The 18,916-nt window shown below is 68.3% G+C and carries 20 protein-coding genes; 16 read left to right on the forward strand and 4 right to left on the reverse strand.

Annotated elements, in window-relative coordinates; genetic code table 11:
- Positions 1–274 precede the first annotated feature (274 nt).
- Positions 275–1,738: a DEAD/DEAH box helicase gene (locus LC039_RS00845; protein ID WP_226621174.1), complete on the reverse strand. Its 1,464-nt coding sequence runs from the start codon at positions 1,736–1,738 to the stop codon at positions 275–277.
- A 271-nt stretch (positions 1,739–2,009) separates the two neighbouring features.
- Positions 2,010–2,849, reverse strand: coding sequence for an AAA family ATPase (locus tag LC039_RS00850; RefSeq protein WP_226621768.1), 840 nt, complete (start codon positions 2,847–2,849; stop codon positions 2,010–2,012).
- A gap of 261 nt (positions 2,850–3,110) precedes the next feature.
- On the opposite strand from LC039_RS00850, the gene dksA reads away from it, so the two are divergent.
- A complete protein-coding gene (dksA, locus tag LC039_RS00855) occupies positions 3,111–3,533 on the forward strand; it encodes an RNA polymerase-binding protein DksA (protein WP_226621175.1) in 423 nt (140 codons plus the stop codon).
- A gap of 108 nt (positions 3,534–3,641) precedes the next feature.
- Positions 3,642–4,811 carry an FAD-dependent monooxygenase gene (locus LC039_RS00860; protein ID WP_226621176.1) on the forward strand — a complete coding sequence of 390 codons (1,170 nt, stop codon included), beginning with the start codon at positions 3,642–3,644 and terminating at the stop codon, positions 4,809–4,811.
- A gap of 21 nt (positions 4,812–4,832) precedes the next feature.
- Here LC039_RS00860 and LC039_RS00865 read toward each other — a convergent pair whose 3' ends face one another.
- Both LC039_RS00865 and LC039_RS00870 read right to left on the reverse strand, forming a co-directional pair.
- Positions 4,833–5,300, reverse strand: coding sequence for a CreA family protein (locus LC039_RS00865; protein WP_226621177.1), 468 nt, complete (start codon positions 5,298–5,300; stop codon positions 4,833–4,835).
- 14 nt (positions 5,301–5,314) lie between these two features.
- A complete protein-coding gene (locus tag LC039_RS00870) occupies positions 5,315–5,797 on the reverse strand; it encodes a pyridoxamine 5'-phosphate oxidase family protein (RefSeq protein ID WP_226621178.1) in 483 nt (160 codons plus the stop codon).
- A gap of 161 nt (positions 5,798–5,958) precedes the next feature.
- Here LC039_RS00870 and LC039_RS00875 point away from each other — a divergent pair, with 161 nt between their 5' ends.
- The 14 genes from LC039_RS00875 to LC039_RS00940 all read left to right on the forward strand — a co-directional run bounded on the left by LC039_RS00875 (position 5,959) and on the right by LC039_RS00940 (position 18,857).
- Positions 5,959–7,122, forward strand: a complete 1,164-nt coding sequence (locus LC039_RS00875; protein ID WP_226621179.1) for an isovaleryl-CoA dehydrogenase — start codon at positions 5,959–5,961, stop codon at positions 7,120–7,122.
- 2 nt (positions 7,123–7,124) lie between these two features.
- Positions 7,125–7,430, forward strand: a complete 306-nt coding sequence (locus tag LC039_RS00880; protein WP_226621180.1) for a hypothetical protein — start codon at positions 7,125–7,127, stop codon at positions 7,428–7,430.
- A 5-nt stretch (positions 7,431–7,435) separates the two neighbouring features.
- The gene (locus LC039_RS00885) at positions 7,436–9,001 is read left to right on the forward strand and encodes an AMP-binding protein (RefSeq protein WP_226621769.1); all 1,566 of its coding nucleotides are present in this window, start codon (positions 7,436–7,438) and stop codon (positions 8,999–9,001) included.
- Positions 8,998–10,602, forward strand: coding sequence for a carboxyl transferase domain-containing protein (locus LC039_RS00890; RefSeq protein WP_226621181.1), 1,605 nt, complete (start codon positions 8,998–9,000; stop codon positions 10,600–10,602). The genes LC039_RS00885 and LC039_RS00890 overlap by 4 nt, the downstream gene beginning before the upstream one ends.
- A 201-nt stretch (positions 10,603–10,803) precedes the next feature.
- Positions 10,804–12,744 carry an acetyl/propionyl/methylcrotonyl-CoA carboxylase subunit alpha gene (locus LC039_RS00895; protein WP_226621182.1) on the forward strand — a complete coding sequence of 647 codons (1,941 nt, stop codon included), beginning with the start codon at positions 10,804–10,806 and terminating at the stop codon, positions 12,742–12,744.
- Positions 12,741–13,403, forward strand: a complete 663-nt coding sequence (locus tag LC039_RS00900; protein ID WP_226621183.1) for a glutathione S-transferase family protein — start codon at positions 12,741–12,743, stop codon at positions 13,401–13,403. The genes LC039_RS00895 and LC039_RS00900 overlap by 4 nt, the downstream gene beginning before the upstream one ends.
- Positions 13,404–13,478: 75 nt before the next feature.
- Positions 13,479–14,333: a hydroxymethylglutaryl-CoA lyase gene (locus LC039_RS00905; protein WP_226621184.1), complete on the forward strand. Its 855-nt coding sequence runs from the start codon at positions 13,479–13,481 to the stop codon at positions 14,331–14,333.
- A 28-nt stretch (positions 14,334–14,361) separates the two neighbouring features.
- Entirely contained in the window at positions 14,362–15,153 is a 792-nt protein-coding gene (locus tag LC039_RS00910) for a crotonase/enoyl-CoA hydratase family protein (protein ID WP_226621185.1), read from the forward strand.
- 10 nt (positions 15,154–15,163) lie between these two features.
- Positions 15,164–15,544 carry a hypothetical protein gene (locus LC039_RS00915; RefSeq protein WP_226621186.1) on the forward strand — a complete coding sequence of 127 codons (381 nt, stop codon included), beginning with the start codon at positions 15,164–15,166 and terminating at the stop codon, positions 15,542–15,544.
- 234 nt (positions 15,545–15,778) lie between these two features.
- A complete protein-coding gene (locus LC039_RS00920) occupies positions 15,779–16,144 on the forward strand; it encodes an NADH-quinone oxidoreductase subunit A (RefSeq protein WP_092426464.1) in 366 nt (121 codons plus the stop codon).
- Positions 16,135–16,668 (forward strand): NuoB/complex I 20 kDa subunit family protein, encoded by a 534-nt coding sequence (locus LC039_RS00925; RefSeq protein WP_176476694.1) that lies wholly within the window; start codon positions 16,135–16,137, stop codon positions 16,666–16,668. Before LC039_RS00920 ends, LC039_RS00925 begins: the two co-directional genes overlap by 10 nt.
- Before the next feature lie 19 nt (positions 16,669–16,687).
- Positions 16,688–17,299 (forward strand): NADH-quinone oxidoreductase subunit C, encoded by a 612-nt coding sequence (locus tag LC039_RS00930; protein WP_226621187.1) that lies wholly within the window; start codon positions 16,688–16,690, stop codon positions 17,297–17,299.
- The gene (locus tag LC039_RS00935) at positions 17,299–18,519 is read left to right on the forward strand and encodes an NADH-quinone oxidoreductase subunit D (RefSeq protein WP_226621188.1); all 1,221 of its coding nucleotides are present in this window, start codon (positions 17,299–17,301) and stop codon (positions 18,517–18,519) included. Before LC039_RS00930 ends, LC039_RS00935 begins: the two co-directional genes overlap by 1 nt.
- Positions 18,516–18,857 (forward strand): hypothetical protein, encoded by a 342-nt coding sequence (locus tag LC039_RS00940; protein WP_226621189.1) that lies wholly within the window; start codon positions 18,516–18,518, stop codon positions 18,855–18,857. Before LC039_RS00935 ends, LC039_RS00940 begins: the two co-directional genes overlap by 4 nt.
- Positions 18,858–18,916: the final 59 nt, after the last annotated feature.

The following is an 18,916-nucleotide window of genomic DNA, read 5'->3' on the forward strand; positions in this document are numbered from 1 at the left end:
GCGACCGTGGCCGCAAGGGCGAGCGCGAGAACACCGTGGTCGGCATGGGCGATCACATGCCCGAGTTCATCGCCCCTCGCGCTCCCCGGGATATTTGAGCCTAGAAGAAAAGGGCGGGACGCGCGCCGTTTCTTCTAGGTCCAAATATCCCCGCCGGAGGCAGGCCCGACCGTGCCGCATCGAGGTCCTTCGGCAGAAGTACCGGTTCGGACGAGGGTCCAGACGAAAAGAGCCGCCCCGAGGGGCGGCTCTTTCGTATCGGGATGGGGCGGGCTCAGCCGGCGCGGCGCTGTTCGAAGCTCAGGGCGATGAACTCGGGCATGTGATCGCCCATGCCGACCACGGTGTTCTCGCGCTCGCCCTTGCGGCCACGGCCGCGCGGCTTGTCGGTGTTGCGCGGTGCGCGCTCGGGCTTGTCGTTCGCCTCCGGGGCGGGCGCGGCGGCGACCTCGGAGACTGCCTCGGTCTTGGGGGCCGCCTCGGGCTTCGGCGCGGTCTCGCTGCGCTCGGAGCGACGCGAGCGCGAGCGGCTGCGCTTGGCGGGCTTTTCCTCGTCCTTGGCGATCGGCGTGTCGGAGGCGGGGGTGCCACGCACCGGCGCGTCGATGCGCGGGATTTCCTTCTGGATCAGCGCCTCGACATCCTCGAAGTTCTTCTCGTCCTTCGGCACGATGATGGTGAAGGCCTTGCCCTGGCGCCCGGCGCGGCCGGTGCGGCCGATGCGGTGCACGTAGTCCTCGGCATGGCTCGGCACGTCGAAGTTGAAGACGTGGCTGACCGAGGGCACGTCGAGCCCGCGCGCCGCCACGTCGGAGGCGATCAGCAGGCGGACCGAGCCGTCACGGAAGCCGTCGAGCGTGCGCATGCGCTGCGACTGGTCGAGGTCGCCGTGGATCGGCGCGGCGTTGTAGCCGTATTTCTTCAGCGACTTGGCGACGATGTCGACGTCGACCTTGCGGTTGCAGAAGATGATCGCATTGGTGCAGGCGTCGCCTTCCTTGTCGATCAGCGCGCGCAGCACGGCCCGCTTCTCGGAGGCTTCGCGATCCTTGCGCGAGGCCTTGAAGAACACCGCGCCTTGCTCGATCGTCTCCGAGGCAGTGGCCTGGCGGGCCACTTCGACGCGCTCGGGGCCCGACAGGAAGGTGTTGGTAATGCGCTCGATCTCCGGCGCCATGGTGGCCGAGAAGAACAGCGTCTGGCGGGTGAAGGGGGTCAGCGAGAAGATGCGCTCGATGTCGGGGATAAAGCCCATGTCGAGCATCCGGTCGGCCTCGTCGACGACCATGATCTGCACACCGGTCAGCAGCAGCTTGCCGCGCTCGAAATGGTCGAGCAGGCGGCCCGGGGTGGCGATCAGCACGTCCACGCCCTTGTCGATCAGCTGCTCCTGCTCCTTGAATGAGACGCCGCCGATCAGCAGCGCCTTGGTCAGCTTCAGGTGCTTGGTGTAGACGTCGAAATTCTCGGCGACCTGCGCCGCGAGCTCGCGCGTCGGGCAGAGCACGAGGCTGCGCGGCATGCGGGCGCGGGCCCGGCCGCGCGCCAGAAGCGTGATCATCGGCAGCGTGAAGGAGGCGGTCTTGCCGGTGCCGGTCTGGGCGATGCCCAGAACGTCGCGGCCCTCGAGCGCGGGGGGGATGGCGCCGGCCTGGATGGGAGTGGGCGTCTCGTAGCCCGCCTCTTCGATGGCTTTCAGCACCTTGGGGTTCAGGTTCAGGTCGGTAAACTTGGTCATGTAGGTCCGATGCAATGCGGACTCTGAAACGTGGCCCGCGCGTCTGAGGAAGGGCCCGGATGGCCCGCAAAAAGCCGCCCGAGGGCAGCCATGATGCGGGCTTGTACCGGAATCAGGCGGGAAAGGTCAATCTCGACGCGGTTTTGCCCCTTAAATCGACGGCTTCACCCGGTTTTGAGGCCGGATGGCAACGGAATCGTGATGCTTTAGGTTGCATCGCCGCAGGATTCTGTCGCGGCGGCCGGGGAAAGCAAAGGGTGCGGGGCGGGACTCAGCGCTGGCGGCGGGCCATGAAGGCCAGCCGTTCGAACAGGTGCACGTCCTGCTCGTTCTTCAGCAGCGCGCCGTGCAGCTTCGGCAGCGCGTCGGTGCCATCGCGGCGCAGGTCGGCGGCGTCGAGATCCTCGGCCAGCAGCAGCTTCAGCCAGTCCAGCACCTCGGAGGTCGAGGGCTTCTTCTTCAGTCCCGGCTGTTCGCGCAGCTCGTAGAACTGAGTCAGCGCCTCGGTCAGCAAGGCAGGCTTGATGCCGGGGTGATGCACCTCGACGATGCGGCGCAGGGTCTCTTCGTCGGGAAAGCGGATGTAGTGGAAGAAGCAGCGGCGCAGGAAGGCGTCGGGCAGCTCCTTTTCGTTGTTCGAGGTGATGATGACGATCGGCCGCTGGCGCGCGCGCACCGTCTCGCCGGTCTCGTAGACGTGGAACTCCATCCGGTCGAGTTCCTGCAGCAGATCGTTGGGAAACTCGATGTCGGCCTTGTCGATCTCGTCGATCAGCAGCACCACCTTGCCCTCGGCGTCGAAGGCCTGCCAGAGCTTGCCGCGGCGGATGTAGTTGCCGACGTCATGCACGCGTTCCTCGCCAAGCTGGCTGTCGCGCAGCCGGCTGACCGCGTCGTACTCGTAAAGGCCCTGCTGGGCGCGGGTGGTGGATTTGATCGACCATTCGATCATCGGCAGGCCGAGCGCCTGCGACACCTGCCGCGCCAGCTCGGTCTTGCCGGTGCCGGGCTCGCCCTTCACCAGCAGCGGCCGCTCGAGGGTGATCGCCGCGTTGACCGCCATGGTCAGATCCTCGGTCGCCACATAGGCGTCGGTGCCCCGGAAGCTCAGGTCGGTCATTCGGCATTCCTCCACTGCTCTGTGCAGAGGGATACTGGGCCGCAAACCTCGCTTCAAGCGGGGTTTCGAGGCGCTTTGAACGGGGGCTGTCATACCGTGGTTACAAAAGAGGCACCTGCCGAAGATTCGTTCGGGACCTATCCCATTGTGTAGTGACATCGGGGGGTGGGTGGGATAACAGCAGCCTCGCAAGGGGTACCGGGGCCGGTCAGGAATTCCTCGCCGGACACCGGTTTTGAAGAGGGAGCAGAAATGAAGCCCGAGACTTTTCTGCCCGACGATTACCGTCCGGCCGAAGACGAACCTTTCATGAACGAGCGTCAGACGGAGTACTTCCGCCGCAAGCTGCTCGCATGGAAAAACGACATCCTCGCCGAGAGCCGCGATACGATCGAGGCGCTGCAGGAAGCCACCCGGAACATTCCCGACGTGACCGACCGTGCCAGCGAAGAGACCGACCGCGCGCTCGAGCTGCGCACCCGTGACCGCCAGCGCAAGCTGGTCGCCAAGATCGACGCGGCCCTGCGCCGCATCGAAGAGGGTGAGTACGGATATTGCGACGTGACCGGCGAGCCGATCAGCCTCAAGCGGCTGGACGCGCGTCCGATCGCCACCATGAGCCTCGAGGCTCAGGAGCGTCACGAGCGCCGCGAGAAGGTGCATCGCGACGACTGAGCCCGCAGGGCCCCGGCGCAGCGTCGGGGCTTAACGGCTTGACAAGACAGGACGCCGGGGCCATTGGCTCCGGCGTTTTCTTTTTTCGCCTTTAGCGGGAGCGGCGCGGTGCCGGGTAGGTCAGTCACGATTATCGGCGGGGGCATCGGCGGGTTTGCCGCGGCCCTGGCTCTGCGTCAGCGCGGCTTCGAGGTGCGGGTGCTCGAGCAGGCCGAGGCGATCGCCGAGGTCGGGGCGGGGTTGCAGATCAGCCCCAACGGCTTGCGGGTGATCGAGGCGCTCGGTCTGGCCGAGGCGCTGCGTGCCGGGGCCTGCCGGGCGCAGGCGGTGTCGCTGCGCGACCACCGCCACGGCACAGAGGTGCTGCGGCTCGATCTCGGGCGTTTGCCCGACTCCTCCGAGTATCTCTTCGTCCACCGCGCCGATCTGATCGGCCTGCTGTCGCAGGCGGCGCGCGAGGCGGGGGTGCAGGTCCGCCTGCTGCAGAAGGTCGCCGCGGTTCACCCGGGCGCCCCGGTGCGGCTGGAGATGGCCAACGGCGATTCCTGTTCTGCCGATTTGGTGATCGGCGCCGACGGTCTGCACTCGGTGCTGCGCGGCGCGCTCAACGGCGCGACGGCGCCCTTTTTCACCGGCCAGGTCGCCTGGCGCGCGGTGGTGCCGAACCTGACCGGTCACCCGCCGGAGGCGCGGGTGCACATGGGGCCGGGGCGGCACCTCGTCAGCTATCCCTTGCGCGGGGGCAAGGTCGTCAACCTCGTGGCCGCCGAGGAACGCCGCGGCTGGACCGAGGAAGGCTGGTCGCAGTTCGACGATCCGGCCAACCTGCGCGCCGCCTTTGCCGGTTTTGGCGGTGACGTGCCGCAGCTGCTGTCCGCGGTCGATCGGCCGGGGCTCTGGGGGCTGTTCCGGCACCCCGTGGCGCGGCGCTGGTACGGGGAGGGCGTGGCTCTGCTTGGCGATGCGGCGCATCCGACGCTGCCGTTCATGGCGCAGGGCGCGAACATGGCGCTCGAGGACGCCTTCGTGCTCGCCGCGTGCCTCTCGTCGATGGAGGACCGCGACGCCGCGCTGGCGCGCTATCAGGCGCTGCGCCGGGAGCGCTGCGACAAGGTGGTGGAGGCGGCCAACGGCAACGCCTGGAAATATCACCTGAAGAACCCGCTGGTGCGCGGCGTTGCGCATCTGGGGATGGGCATGCTTGGGCGCATGGCGCCGGACCGCATGCTCGGTCAGTTCGACTGGATTTACGGCTACGACGCGACGCGGGTCGTCTAGGAGCTCACGCTCCTCGGCTGCTCATTCCTCCTCCCATGTGACCTCGGTGCCGTAGAGCGGCACGGTCGAGATCGCCAGCTTGGCCGACCCGTCGGTCAGCTCGGCGGCATGGGCAAGGTAGATCAGCGTCTGGTTGCTCTCGTCATAGATGCGCTTCACCCGCAGCGATTTGAGGATGATCGAGCGCGAGGTGCGGAAGACGTCCTCGCCGTCCTTGTCGCGGTCGATGTCGCCGATCACGATCGGCCCGGTCTGGCGGCAGGAGATCGAGGCATTGGACGGATCCTCGAACCAGTTGCCCTTGGACAGCCGGTCGAAGATTCCTCGGTCGAAATAGGCGATGTGGCAGGTGACGCCCTGCACCTTGGGGTCGGCAATGGCATCGATCTCGATGTCGTTGCCGACCCAGTCCACGCCCACCTCGCCGACCTGCTCCGCAAGCGTCATCGAGGGCAGCAGGCACAGCAGCGCAAGGAGGGCGGGTTTCATGGCGAGTCTCCGGATCAGAATACCACCCGACCATGCTCGCCCACGTCGGGCGTGTCATCCGTCATCTGCGCCTTGGCGATCTCGTAGAGGAAGCTTGCGCCGCCGTTGCTGATCCAGACCTCGCCGTCCTTCGGCGTCATCTTGATCAGCTGAACCGCATTGTCGTCGCGACCGTTCTTGAACCAGGCACCGGCGACGACGCTCCAGATGTCGTCGAGCTTCTTCTCGTCGTTCGAGATCTCGGCCTTGCCGAAGACGTTGGCATAAAGGTGCGCCTTGGGGTCGGCGACGTGGAAGCTCACCTCGCCGCCGCTCTTGGCGGCGCGGTCGGCGGCCGAGCCCTTGGCGGTGATGAACCAGATGGCATTCTCGTCTTCGTCGGCATGCGGCGCCATGGGCACCGGGCGCTCGCCGTCCGCCGCCAGCATGCCGGCGCGCACGTCCTTCAGGGCTTTCCAGAAATCGGCCTTGAGGTCCTTGATGTTGTCCTTGGGCATCTCTTCGCTCCTTTCCTGTTTCTCTCCCCGACAACGCAGCCGCCGCCGGGCCGTTCCTCGTGGTCACGGCAGGGTGAGGCGCCTTTGCTGTTGACGGCTGGCGGGCTGCGGGCTTAGATATGAACAAGTGTTCAATAACTGCCAGGGGAGGGGCGGTTTGGATGTTCAATGCGGTCATGACCTTTGATCTCGGCGACGACGTGGGTGCGCTGCGCGAGATGGTGCATCGCTGGGCGCAGGAGCGCGTCAGGCCGATGGCGGCGCAGGTCGACAGGGACAACGTGTTCCCGAACGAGCTGTGGCGCGAGATGGGCGAGCTCGGTCTCCTGGGCATCACCGTGCCCGAGGAGTTCGGCGGCGCCGGCATGGGCTACCTGGCCCATGTGGTCGCGGTCGAGGAGATCGCCCGCGCCTCGGCCTCGGTCTCGCTCTCCTACGGCGCGCATTCCAACCTCTGCGTCAACCAGATCAAGCTCAACGGCTCGCCTGAACAAAAGGCGAAATACCTGCCCGGGCTGGTCTCGGGCGAGTACGTCGGCGCGCTTGCCATGTCCGAGCCGAACGCCGGCTCTGACGTGGTCAGCATGAAGCTGCGCGCCGAGAAGAAGAACGACCGCTTCATCCTCAACGGCAACAAGTACTGGATCACCAACGGGCCGGACGCCGACACGCTGGTGGTCTACGCCAAGACCGACCCCGATGCCGGGTCGAAGGGCATCACCGCCTTCCTCATCGAGAAGAGCATGACCGGCTTCTCGACCAGCCCGCATTTCGACAAGCTCGGCATGCGCGGCTCGAACACCGCCGAGCTGATCTTCGACGACGTGGAAGTGCCCTTCGAGAATATCCTCGGCGAAGAGGGCAAGGGCGTGCGGGTGCTGATGTCGGGGCTCGACTACGAGCGCGTCGTGCTCGCGGGCATCGGCACCGGCATCATGGCCGCCTGCCTCGATGAGATCATGCCCTACATGGCAGAACGAAAGCAGTTCGGCCAATCCATCGGGAACTTCCAGCTCATGCAGGGCAAGATCGCCGACATGTACACCGCGATGAACTCGGCCCGGGCCTATGTCTACGAGGTCGCCAAGGCCTGCGACCGCGGCGATGTCACCCGCCAGGATGCGGCGGCCTGCTGTCTCTACGCCTCGGAGCAGGCGATGGTGCAGGCGCATCAGGCGGTGCAGGCGATGGGCGGGGCGGGCTTTCTGGCCGATGCGCCGGTGGCGCGGCTCTTCCGCGATGCCAAGCTGATGGAGATCGGCGCGGGCACCTCGGAAATCCGCCGGATGCTGGTGGGCCGCGAACTGATGAACGCGATGAGCTGAGCGTGATCTCCCGGTCGCTCTGGTATGCCCCCGCGCTGGCGCTTCTCGCGCTGGTGGCGTTGGTGGCCTACCGCGCCGGGATGCAGGCGGCGGAGCTCACGGAGACCGAGGCGATTGCCGCTGCCGCCACGCTCTACGTCGAGACCGGCCCGGAAGGGGCCGCGAAAAGCGATTGCACGGGGCGCCCCGCGGAGGCGCCGGTCTGGATCGTGGTAACCTGCGCGCGGGACGACCTGGCGCATGTCTACGAGATGGACCGGCTGGGGCGCATCCTTCACGCGCGGGTCAGGAGGGGGCCGCAGACATGAATCCGATGCTGCCGGATGGCACATATGACCAGATGCGCGCGCGCTTCGACTGGCGCGTCCCGCCACGGCTGAACATGGCCGCGCAGGTCTGCGACGACTGGGCGGCGCTGGAGCCGAACCGCGTGGCGATCCTCGAGCATGGCCGCGGGCCGGTGGCCTACGGCGCGCTGGCGACGCTGTCGCGCCGGGTGCAGGCGGCGCTCGAGGCGCGCGGCGTGGCGCGCGGCGACCGGGTGGGCGTGCTGCTCTCGCAATCGCCGCTCTGCGCTGCCGCCCATATCGCCGCCTGGCGGATGGGGGCGATCTCTGTGCCGCTGTTCAAGCTCTTCCGCGAGGACGCTTTGCGCTCGCGGCTCGGCGACAGCGGGGCGCGGGTGGTGGTGACCGACGAAGAGGGGGGCGGGATGCTCGCGCCCTTCGACCTCAGCGTCATCACCGAGCTACCCGCAGAGCCTTCCGCAAGCCCCATCGCCGACACCGGCCCCGAGGACCCGGCGATCATTATCTACACCAGCGGCACCACCGGCAAACCCAAGGGCGCGCTGCATGGGCACCGCGTTCTGATGGGCCATCTGCCGGGCGTCGAGATGAGCCATGACCGGCTCGGACAGTCGGGCGACGTGCTCTGGACCCCGGCGGACTGGGCGTGGATCGGGGGTCTCTTCGACGTGGCCATGCCCGCGCTGGCGCTCGGCGTGCCCGTGGTGGCCGCGCGCATGGCCAAGTTCGAGGTCACGGAGTGCGTGAGTATCTGCGCGGAACACTCTGTCAAGAATGTATTTTTCCCGCCAACGGCGCTGCGCATGCTGAAGGCGGCGGATGCCCGTATCCCGAACCTGCGCTCGGTCGCCAGCGGCGGCGAGCCGCTCGGGGCCGAGATGCTGGCCTGGGGGCGCGAGGCCTTCGGGCTGACCATCAACGAGTTCTACGGCCAGACCGAATGCAACATGGCGGCCAGCTCGGCGGGCACGCTCTTCGAGCCGCGCCCGGGCTGCATCGGCAAGCCGGTGCCGGGCCACGAGATCGCGGTGATCGACCTCGAAGGCCTGCCCACCGAGGGTGAGGGTGATGTGGCGATCCGGCGGGGCTCGGGCTCGATGATGCTGGAATACTGGCGAAATCCGCAGGCCACCGCCGACAAGTTCCGCGGCGATTGGCTGCTGACCGGCGACCGCGGCACCTGGGACGGCGATTACCTGCGATTCCTTGGGCGCGAGGACGACGTGATCTCCTCGGCGGGCTACCGCATCGGCCCGGCGGAGATCGAGGATTGCCTGATCACCCATCCGGCGGTGCTGACCGTCGGCGTGGTGGGCAAGCCCGACCCGCTGCGCACCGAGATCGTCAAGGCCTACGTCGTGCTGAAAGACGGCGTCGAGGCGGATGCGGAAACCTTGAAGTCATGGGTGAAGGAGAGGTTGGCAACCTACTCATGCCCAAGGGAAATTTCATTTCTTGAGGCGCTGCCCATGACGGTCACCGGCAAGGTGATCCGCAAGGAGCTGAAGGCCCGTGCCACGGCTGAAGCCGAACAGGAGGCGGACCGTCTAAAGGTTCAGGAGGACATATGAAACTGCAATCCCAGGCCATCCCGTCCTCCGAGACGTTCAAGGCCAACCGCGCCGGCCATCTCGAGGCGCTGCGGGTGATCGAGCAGGCTGCAGCGCAGGCGGCGGCGGGCGGCGGCCAGAGGGCCCGTGAGCGCCACGTGTCGCGCGGAAAGATGCTGCCCCGCGAGCGCGTCGCCAACCTGCTCGACCCGGGCACGCCCTTCCTCGAGATCGGCGCCACCGCGGCGCACGACATGTACGAAGGTGCCGCGCCCTGCGCCGGGGTCATCGCCGGGATCGGCCGGGTCATGGGCCGCGAGGTCATGGTGGTCTGCAACGACGCCACGGTGAAGGGCGGTACCTACTACCCGATGACGGTCAAGAAGCACCTGCGCGCCCAGGAGATCGCCGAGGAGAACCATCTGCCCTGCGTCTACCTCGTCGACAGCGGCGGGGCGAACCTGCCGAACCAGGACGAGGTCTTCCCCGACCGCGACCACTTCGGGCGCATCTTCTACAACCAGGCGCGGATGAGCGCCAAGAACATCCCGCAGATCGCCGTGGTCATGGGCTCCTGCACCGCGGGCGGCGCCTATGTGCCCGCCATGTCGGACGTGACGATCATCGTTAAGGAGCAGGGCACGATCTTCCTTGCCGGCCCGCCGCTGGTGAAGGCGGCGACGGGCGAGGTGGTCAGCGCCGAGGATCTCGGCGGCGGCGACGTGCACACCCGGCTCTCGGGCGTGGCGGACTATCTTGCCGAGGACGATGCCCATGCGCTGGCGCTGGCACGGCGCGCGGTGGGCGGGCTCAACCGGGTGAAGCCGGCTGGGGTGGAGTGGCAGTCGCCCGAGGCGCCGGCCTACGACCCCGAGGAGATCCTCGGCGTGGTGCCCGCCGACCTGCGCACGCCCTACGACATCCGCGAGGTCATAGCCCGGATGGTCGACGGCTCGCGCTTCGACGAGTTCAAGCCGCGCTACGGCGAGACGCTGGTGACCGGCTTTGCCCATGTGGAAGGCTGCCCGGTCGGGATCATCGCCAACAACGGCGTACTGTTTTCCGAGGCGGCGCAGAAGGGCGCGCATTTCGTCGAGCTTTGCTCGCAGCGCGGCATTCCGCTGGTGTTCTTGCAGAATATCACCGGCTTCATGGTCGGGCGGAAATACGAGAACGAGGGCATTGCCCGTCACGGCGCCAAGATGGTGACCGCGGTGGCGACCACCAACGTGCCGAAGATCACCATGCTGGTCGGCGGCTCCTTCGGCGCGGGCAACTACGGCATGGCGGGTCGCGCCTATCAGCCGCGCTTTCTCTGGAGCTGGCCCAACAGCCGCATCTCGGTGATGGGCGGGGCGCAGGCGGCGGGGGTGCTGGCGACGGTCAAGCGCGACGCCATCGAGCGCGGCGGCGGCAGCTGGTCGGAGGAGGAGGAGGCGGCCTTCAAGCAGCCCACCATCGACATGTTCGAGCATCAGTCGCACCCGCTCTACGCCGCGGCCCGGCTCTGGGACGACGGCTGCGTCGACCCGCGCAAGTCGCGCGCCGTGCTGGCACTGTCGCTGAGCGCCGCGCTGAACGCGCCGATCGAGGAGACACGCTTCGGCGTGTTCCGGATGTGATGCGGGGGGCTGAGATGAGAGGGCGCTCCGCCCCCGCGCAACTTAGGCGCGGATGTTTGGATGCAGGGGGCTCCGCCCCCGCGCGCCACAGGCGCGCGAGTTCGGATGCAGGGGGCTCCGCCCCCGACGCCTGCGGCGTCTCCCCCGGGATACTTTGGCCTGGAAGAATGACGATGACTCGATGCGGATACGGAGGCGGCAATGTTTGACACTTTGCTGATTGCCAATCGGGGCGAGATCGCCTGCCGGGTGATGCGCAGCGCCCGGGCGCTGGGGCTGCGGACCGTGGCGGTCTACTCCGAGGCGGACGCCGGCGCGCGGCACGTGGCCGAGGCCGACCTCGCGGTCTGCATCGGCGGCGCGGCGCCCTCGGAGAGCTACCTGAGGGGCGAGCGGATCATCGAGGCGGCGCTGGCGACCGGCGCGGGGGCGATCCATCCGGGCTACGGCTTCCTGTCGGAGAACCCGGAGTTCGTCGAGGCGGTGGAGGCGGCGGGGCTGATCTTCGTCGGGCCCTCGGCTCCGGCGATCCGGGCCATGGGCCTCAAGGACGCGGCCAAGCTGCTGATGGACGAGGCCGGGGTGCCGGTGGTGCCGGGCTATCTCGGCGAGGACCAGGATCCGGCGCGGCTGGCGCGCGAGGCCGAGGCCATCGGCTATCCGGTTTTGATCAAGGCCGTGGCCGGCGGCGGCGGCAAGGGCATGCGGCTGGTCGAGGCGGCGGCGGATTTCCCGGCGGCGCTCGAGGGCGCCAAGGCCGAGGCGCGCGGCGCCTTCGGCAACGAGGCGGTGCTGATCGAGAAGTTCATCACCGCGCCGCGGCACATCGAGGTGCAGGTCTTCGGCGATGGCGAGACGGCGGTGCATCTCTTCGAGCGCGACTGCTCGCTGCAGCGGCGGCACCAGAAGGTGATCGAGGAGGCGCCCGCGCCGGGCATGGGCGCGGAGATGCGCGCCGCCATGGGGGCCGCCGCCGTGCGCGCCGCCGAGGCCATCGGCTACAAGGGCGCGGGCACGGTGGAGTTCATCGTCGACGGCTCGCAGGGGCTGCGGCCCGACGGTTTCTGGTTCATGGAGATGAACACCCGCCTGCAGGTCGAGCACCCGGTGACCGAGGCGATCACCGGCGTCGATCTGGTTGAATGGCAGCTGCGCGTGGCGGGGGGCGAGCCGCTGCCGCTGGCGCAGGAGGAGCTGTCGATCACCGGACATGCCTTCGAGGCACGGCTCTACGCCGAGGACGTGCCGGCGGGCTTCCTGCCGGCGACCGGGCGGTTGGCGCATCTGGACTTCCCGGCGGATGTGCGCGCCGACAGCGGTGTGCGTTCGGGCGACGTGATCTCGCCGCATTACGATCCGATGATCTCGAAGCTGATCGTGCACGGGCCGACGCGTGCCGTTGCGCTGCGCCGGCTGGCGCAGGGGCTACGGCACACGCGGGTGGCGGGAACGGTGACCAACCTCGCCTTCCTCGGCGCGCTGGCGGAGCACGCGGGGTTTGCCGCGGGCGAGGTCGACACCGGGCTCATCGCGCGCGACCTCGATGCGCTGGTTGCCGTGCCAGAACTGGCGCCGCAGGTGGTGGCCGAGGCGGCGCTGGTGCTGGCCGGGCTCGACGAGGCCGCGGGCTGGGAGGTGGGATTCACCCTCTGGGCACCGCTGGCGCGCTCGCTGCTGCTGCGCCGGGGTGAGCAAGATCTGCCCTGCGTGCTGCGGGTGCGCGGCCCGGACCTCGTGGAGATCGACGTGCCCGGCGCGACGGTGCTGGCTGCCCGCTCGCAGGGGCGCTGGAGCTTCGATGGCCGCCCCGCCGCCGGGCATTTCCGCGAGGATGGCCACGTCACGGTCTTTGCCCACTACGGGCTGCGCTTCGATCTCGTCGCACCGCTGGACCGGGCCGCCGAGGCAGGCGCGGGCGGCAACCTCGTCGAGGCGCCGATGCCGGGCAAGGTGGTCGCGGTCTTTGCCGAGGCGGGGGCGCAGGTCAGCGCCGGCGATCGGCTGGCGCTGCTCGAGGCGATGAAGATGGAGCACACGCTGCGCGCGGCGCGCGACGGCATCGTCGCCGAGGTGCTGGTCGCTGCGGGGGCGCAGGTCGAGGCCGGGGCGGCGCTGATCCGGCTCGAGGAAGAAGAGGCATGATCCGGATTCACCACGTGCCGCAGTCGCGCTCCATGCGGGTGCTATGGCTGCTCGAGGAGCTGGGCCTGCCCTTCGAGCTGGTCACCGAGCGCTTCGACAAGTCGCTGCGTCGCGAGGAGTATCTCGCGCGCTCGCCCGCCGGGCGCGTGCCGGCGCTAGAGATCGGCGGCGAGACCATGTTCGAGTCCGGCGCCATCCTAGAATACCTCTGCGAGCTCTATCCCGACAGGGGGCTGGGGCGGATGCGCGGCGATGCGGAGCGGCGCGATTACCTGGTCTGGCTGCATTTCGCCGAGACCATGAGCCACCACGGCGCCGCGCTCACCCAGCAGCACCTGATGCTGCGCGAGGAGCACATGCGCTCGCCGATCATCATGCAGCTCGAGGCGGCGCGGCTCGGCAAGTGCTTCGCGGCGATCGAGGCGCGGCTGGCGCTGAGCGGCGAGCACCTGCTCGACGGCTTCTCGGCGGTGGACATCGCGGTCGGGCAGGCGGTCTATATCGGGCGCCACTTCCGCAGCACCGAGGGGCTGGCGCGGCTCGAGGCGTGGTACGGGCGGATCACCGCGCGCGACGCCTTCCGGCGGGCGCTGCCGGAGGAGGGCGCGCGGCTCTATACGCAGGACTTCTACCCGGCGTGGGAGATGCCGGGCGTCTGAGCGGCGCCGCGCCGGTGGCAGCTGCCGGGCCGTGCGTATTTGGAAAGAGAAGAAGGGCCGGGGAGAGGCGGGACGATGGGCGAGTTTGTCGAGATCTTCGAGGTGGGGCCGCGGGATGGCCTGCAGAACGAGCCGCGGCTCATTCCGGCGGCGGAGAAGATCGCGCTGGTCGACTGCCTGAGCCGGGCCGGGTTCCGGCGCATCGAATGCGCCAGCTTCGTCAGCCCCAAGTGGGTGCCGCAGATGGCGACCTCGGCGGAGGTCATGGCAGGCATTCGCCGCGCCCCGGGCGTGTCCTACGCGGCGCTGACGCCGAACATGAAGGGGCTCGAGGCGGCGCTGGCCGCCAGGGTCGACGAGGTGGCGATCTTCGGCTCGGCCTCGGAGGGGTTCAGCCGCGCCAATATCAATGCCACGATCGCCGAGAGCCTCGACCGCTTCCGCCCGGTGGCCGAGGCGGCGCGGGCGGCGGGCCTGCCGGTGCGGGGCTATGTCTCCTGCGTCGTCGAATGCCCCTACGATGGGGCGGTGGCGCCGGAGCAGGTGGCGCAGGTCGTGCGCGCGCTGCACCACATGGGCTGCTACGAGATCTCACTGGGCGACACGATCGGGCGCGCCTCGCCCGGGGCGGTGACGGCGATGCTGGAGGCGGTCACGGAGGTGGTGCCGCCGGCGCAGCTCGCCGGGCATTTCCACGACACCGGCGGGCGGGCGCTCGAGAATGTCGAGGCAGCGCTGGCCCTCGGCCTGCGGGTCTTCGATGCGGCGGTCGGCGGGCTCGGGGGCTGCCCTTATGCGCCGGGGGCCGCGGGCAACGTGGCGACGGAGGCCGTGGCGGATCGGCTGGCGGAGCTTGGGTATGACACCGAGCTCGACCGCGCGGTGCTGGACGAGGCGGCGGCGCTGGCGCGGCGGATGCGCAGGGGATGACCCGCGGCGCGGTTAGGGAGACAGGCAGATGGCATTGATCGATACGCGCATCGACGCGCGCGGCGTGGCGGAGCTGGTGCTGAACCGGCCGGAGAAGCACAACGCACTCTCGGCGCAGATGATGGCCGAGCTGGTCGCGGCAGCCGCGGCGCTGGCGGCGGACGAGGGCGTGCGCGTCGTCGTGCTCGCGGCCGAGGGCGCGAGCTTCTGCGCCGGCGGCGACCTGGCCTGGATGCGCGAACAGTTCGAGATGGACGGCGAGACGCGCCGCCGCGAGTCGCGGCGCATCGCCGAGGCGCTGGCGGCGCTGGCGGCGCTGCCGCAGCCGCTGATCGGCAAGGTGCAGGGCAATGCCTTCGGCGGCGGCATGGGGCTGATCTCGGTCTGCGACGTGGTGGTGGGCGTCGAGGGCGCGAAATTCGGCTTCACCGAAACCCGGCTTGGCCTCTTGCCCGCCAATATCGGCCCCTACGTGATCGCCCGCATGGGCGGCACCAAGGCGCGCGCGGTGTTCATGAGCGCCCGCATCTTCGGCTCGGAAGAGGCGCGGCGGCTCGACCTGCTGAACCGGGTCGTGGCGCCCGCGGAGCTGGACGCGGCGGTGGCGGCAGAAGTGGCGCCCTATCTCGGCTGCGCGCCGGGCGCGGTGCGCGCGAGCAAGATGCTGTTGAACGCGCTGGCGGGGCAGGTCACGCCGGAGCAGGTGGACATGGCGATCGACGCGCTGGCGGCGCGCTGGGAGACCGCCGAGGCGCAGGCGGGGATCGCCGCCTTCTTCGACAAGCGCCCGGCGCCCTGGGCGCCGCCGCGGGAGGGGTGAGGCGCGCCCGATGGCGGTGCAGCTGGCGCATCTCTACGTCACGCTCTGCCTTGCACGCATCTTCTTTCATCTCGCGCTGATCCTTGGTGCGCCCCTGGCGCAATGGGCGCCCGGAGGCGGACCGGAGGGCCGGGCGACCCGCGGTGCCAGGGCGCTGTCGGCGCTTGCCGCTCTCGTGCTGCTGGGGCAGGCGGCGGCGATGCTGGTGGTGGCCGGGGTCCCGGGCACCGAGCGGGCCGCCTCCGCCGCTGTGGCGCGCTGGATCGCAGTGGGGCTGCCCGCGGCCGGACTCGCGCTCGGGCTGATTTCCGCCGCGGAAGCCGACCGGAGGCTCTGGCGAGTTCTCGATCTCGTGATGCTGGCGCTTTCTTTGGCAGTCCTAAGTGCCTGAGTCTGCGGGTCCGCGCAGAATGTATGCAACGGTCGACAGAAAAAATGTCGAAACATCAGTGCTTACCCAGCGGCAGGTGCCTTATCTCATTGCTGTGAAAGCATTTTCATCATTTGTGAATATCTTGGGCGGTTGTTGACCCGGCACGCACTCGGCGATAAGTCACTCACAGCAAGGCAACAAAGCCATGGTCTCCGCGCCGCTTAGCGGTGCGCCTCGCAAAGGAGCCACATCGTGGACGAGATGCTGCGGGAATATCTTCCCATCCTCGTGTTCCTCGCCGTCGCCGTCGGCCTCGGTCTCGTGCTCATCCTGGCGGCCGTCGTGCTGGCAGTGCGCAGCCCCGACCCGGAAAAAGTCTCGGCCTATGAATGCGGGTTCAACGCCTTCGACGACGCGCGGATGAAGTTCGACGTCCGGTTCTACCTGGTCTCGATCCTCTTCATCATCTTCGATCTCGAGATCGCCTTCCTCTTCCCCTGGGCCACCGCGTTCAAGGACGTGAGCATGGTGGGCTTCTGGTCGATGATGGCCTTCCTCGCGGTGCTGACCGCGGGCTTTGCCTACGAATGGAAGAAAGGGGCTCTCGAATGGGAGTGATGACCGGGCTCAATACCGCCGGTGGCGACCGCGAGGTCGCGACGCAGGCGCTGAACCGCGAGCTGCAGGACAAGGGCTTCCTGCTGACCTCCGTCGACGACGTGATCAACTGGGCGCGCACCGGCTCCCTGCACTGGATGACCTTCGGCCTCGCCTGCTGCGCCGTCGAGATGATGCAGACCTCGATGCCGCGCTACGATCTCGAGCGCTTTGGCACCGCGCCGCGGGCCAGCCCGCGCCAGTCGGACCTGATGATCGTCGCCGGCACGCTGACCAACAAGATGGCCCCGGCGCTGCGCAAGGTCTACGACCAGATGCCCGAGCCGCGCTACGTGATCTCGATGGGATCCTGCGCCAACGGCGGCGGCTACTATCACTACAGCTATTCCGTGGTGCGCGGCTGCGATCGCGTGGTGCCGGTGGACGTCTACGTCCCGGGCTGCCCGCCGACCGCCGAGGCGCTGCTCTACGGGCTCATGGCGCTGCAGAAGAAAATCCGCCGCACCGGCACGATCGTGCGCTGAGCCTTCGCGGGAGGGGATCATGACAAAAGCACTCAACGAACTTGGCGCCCACATCGAGGTGAAACGCCCCGATTGCGTGATCGCCTGGGACGTCACCCACGGCGAGCTGAACGTCGACGTGGCCCCGGCGAACATTTCGGGGCTGGTGGAGTTCCTGCGCAGCGACCCGACCTGCCGCTTCTCGTCGCTGGTGGACATCACCGCGGTCGACTACCCGAACCGCCCCAAGCGCTTCGACGTGGTCTACCACTTCCTGTCGATGTACCAGAACCACCGCATCCGCCTGCGGGTCTCGGTGCGCGAGGAGGAGATCGTGCCGTCGATCACCGCGCTGCACCCCTCGGCCAACTGGCTGGAGCGCGAGGTGTTCGACATGTTCGGCATCCTGTTCTCGGGCCACCCGGACCTGCGCCGCATTCTCACCGACTACGGCTTCCGCGGCCACCCGCTGCGCAAGGACTTCCCGACCACGGGCTATGTCGAGGTGCGCTACGACGAAGAGCTCAAGCGCGTCGTCTACGAGCCGGTGAAGCTGGTGCAGGAATACCGCCAGTTCGATTTCATGTCGCCGTGGGAAGGTGCGCAATACGTGCTGCCCGGCGATGAAAAGGCCGAGGAGGAGGCGAAGTGATGGACGGCTCCAAAGGTTTCGAAGACGCCCTGTCGGGCGAGCAGAAAATCCGCAACTTCAACATCAACTTCGGCCCGCAGCATCCGGCGGCTCACGGCGTGCTGCGCCTCGTGCTCGAGCTTGACGGCGAGATCGTCGAGCGCTGCGATCCGCACATCGGCCTGCTGCACCGCGGCACCGAGAAGCTGATGGAAAGCCGCACCTACCTGCAGAACCTGCCGTATTTCGACCGGCTCGACTACGTCGGCACGATGAACCAGGAACACGCCTGGGTGCTGGCGATCGAAAGGCTCTGCAACGTCGAAGTGCCGCGCCGCGCCCAGCTGATCCGCGTGCTCTACTGCGAGATCGGGCGCATCCTGAACCACCTGCTGAACGTGACCACGCAGGCCATGGACGTGGGCGCCCTGACGCCGCCGCTCTGGGGCTTCGAGGAACGCGAGAAGCTGATGATCTTCTACGAGCGGGCCTGCGGCGCGCGCCTGCACGCGGCCTACTTCCGGCCCGGCGGCGTCCACCAGGATCTGCCGCCCGAGCTGATCGACGACATCGCCGAATGGTGCGAGCAGTTCCCGGCCCGCCTGCAGGACATCGACGACCTGCTGACCGAGAACCGCATCTTCAAGCAGCGCAATGCCGACATCGGCGTGGTGACCGAGCAGGATATCCAGGAGCACGGCTTCTCGGGCGTCATGGTGCGCGGCTCCGGCCTTGCCTGGGACCTGCGCCGGGCGCAGCCCTACGAGTGCTACGACGAGTTCGACTTCAAGATCCCCGTCGGCAAGAACGGCGATTGCTACGACCGCTACCTCGTCCGCATGGCCGAGATGCGCGAGAGCGTGAAGATCATGGTCCAGGCCTGCGAGAAGCTGAAGCTCCCCGAGAACCAGGGCGACGTGCTGTCGCGCGGCAAGATCACCCCGCCGAAGCGCTCGGAGATGAAGACCTCGATGGAGGCGCTCATCCACCACTTCAAGCTCTACACCGAGGGCTTCCACGTGCCCGCGGGCGAAGTCTACGCCTGCGTCGAGGCGCCGAAGGGCGAGTTCGGCGTCTACCTGGTCGCCGACGGCAGCAACAAACCCTACCGCGCCAAGCTGCGCGCGCCGGGTTTCCTGCACCTGCAGGCGATGGATTATATTTGTAAGGGCCACCAGCTGGCCGACGTTGCGGCGATCCTCGGCTCGCTCGACATCGTGTTTGGGGAGGTCGACCGATGATCCGTTTTTCCACCGCACTTGTGGCCCTTGGCCTGCTGTCCGCCTGCGCCATGCCGCCGAAGGGCACCGACGAGCAGGACCTGATGGCCTGGGATGACGCCGTCGCTTCGATCGGCTGCGAGCTGGTCGCAGAGAGCGACTACCAGCCGGTCGAACTGCAGAGCGGGCTGAGCCGCGCCCAAGTGCAGGAGATCGCCTCGTACAAGGTGCGCACCGAAGAGGCCGTGCCCACCGAGACCGGCGGCGTGCGCCTGGTGACCGGCAGCTGCGCGCCTGCGGCCGAGCCCGTCTCGGAGCCGATGGCTGACGCAGAGACCGCCGAGACAGCGGCGGGCTGACAGAATAGAGAGCGGGGCACCGGCCCCGTCGCAACGCCGCGGCGGCGCCTTGCCCCCGG

The organism is Alloyangia pacifica (assembly GCF_020524285.1).
GTDB classification, from domain to species: domain Bacteria; phylum Pseudomonadota; class Alphaproteobacteria; order Rhodobacterales; family Rhodobacteraceae; genus Salipiger; species Salipiger pacificus_B.

What these genes read in the sequence shown, in the direction of transcription:
- LC039_RS00905 (WP_226621184.1), top strand. Translation starts at nt 13,479, where the DNA reads ATGGGCGAGTTTGTCGAGATCTTCGAGGTGGGGCCGCGGGATGGCCTG.
- LC039_RS00935 (WP_226621188.1), top strand. Translation starts at nt 17,299, where the DNA reads ATGGACGGCTCCAAAGGTTTCGAAGACGCCCTGTCGGGCGAGCAGAAA.
- LC039_RS00900 (WP_226621183.1), top strand. Translation starts at nt 12,741, where the DNA reads ATGATCCGGATTCACCACGTGCCGCAGTCGCGCTCCATGCGGGTGCTA.
- LC039_RS00895 (WP_226621182.1), top strand. Translation starts at nt 10,804, where the DNA reads ATGTTTGACACTTTGCTGATTGCCAATCGGGGCGAGATCGCCTGCCGG.
- LC039_RS00930 (WP_226621187.1), top strand. Translation starts at nt 16,688, where the DNA reads ATGACAAAAGCACTCAACGAACTTGGCGCCCACATCGAGGTGAAACGC.
- LC039_RS00885 (WP_226621769.1), top strand. Translation starts at nt 7,436, where the DNA reads ATGCTGCCGGATGGCACATATGACCAGATGCGCGCGCGCTTCGACTGG.
- LC039_RS00890 (WP_226621181.1), top strand. Translation starts at nt 8,998, where the DNA reads ATGAAACTGCAATCCCAGGCCATCCCGTCCTCCGAGACGTTCAAGGCC.
- LC039_RS00865 (WP_226621177.1), bottom strand. Translation starts at nt 5,300, where the DNA reads ATGAAACCCGCCCTCCTTGCGCTGCTGTGCCTGCTGCCCTCGATGACG.
- LC039_RS00875 (WP_226621179.1), top strand. Translation starts at nt 5,959, where the DNA reads ATGTTCAATGCGGTCATGACCTTTGATCTCGGCGACGACGTGGGTGCG.
- LC039_RS00870 (WP_226621178.1), bottom strand. Translation starts at nt 5,797, where the DNA reads ATGCCCAAGGACAACATCAAGGACCTCAAGGCCGATTTCTGGAAAGCC.
- LC039_RS00915 (WP_226621186.1), top strand. Translation starts at nt 15,164, where the DNA reads ATGGCGGTGCAGCTGGCGCATCTCTACGTCACGCTCTGCCTTGCACGC.
- dksA (WP_226621175.1), top strand. Translation starts at nt 3,111, where the DNA reads ATGAAGCCCGAGACTTTTCTGCCCGACGATTACCGTCCGGCCGAAGAC.
- LC039_RS00940 (WP_226621189.1), top strand. Translation starts at nt 18,516, where the DNA reads ATGATCCGTTTTTCCACCGCACTTGTGGCCCTTGGCCTGCTGTCCGCC.
- LC039_RS00845 (WP_226621174.1), bottom strand. Translation starts at nt 1,738, where the DNA reads ATGACCAAGTTTACCGACCTGAACCTGAACCCCAAGGTGCTGAAAGCC.
- LC039_RS00925 (WP_176476694.1), top strand. Translation starts at nt 16,135, where the DNA reads ATGGGAGTGATGACCGGGCTCAATACCGCCGGTGGCGACCGCGAGGTC.
- LC039_RS00910 (WP_226621185.1), top strand. Translation starts at nt 14,362, where the DNA reads ATGGCATTGATCGATACGCGCATCGACGCGCGCGGCGTGGCGGAGCTG.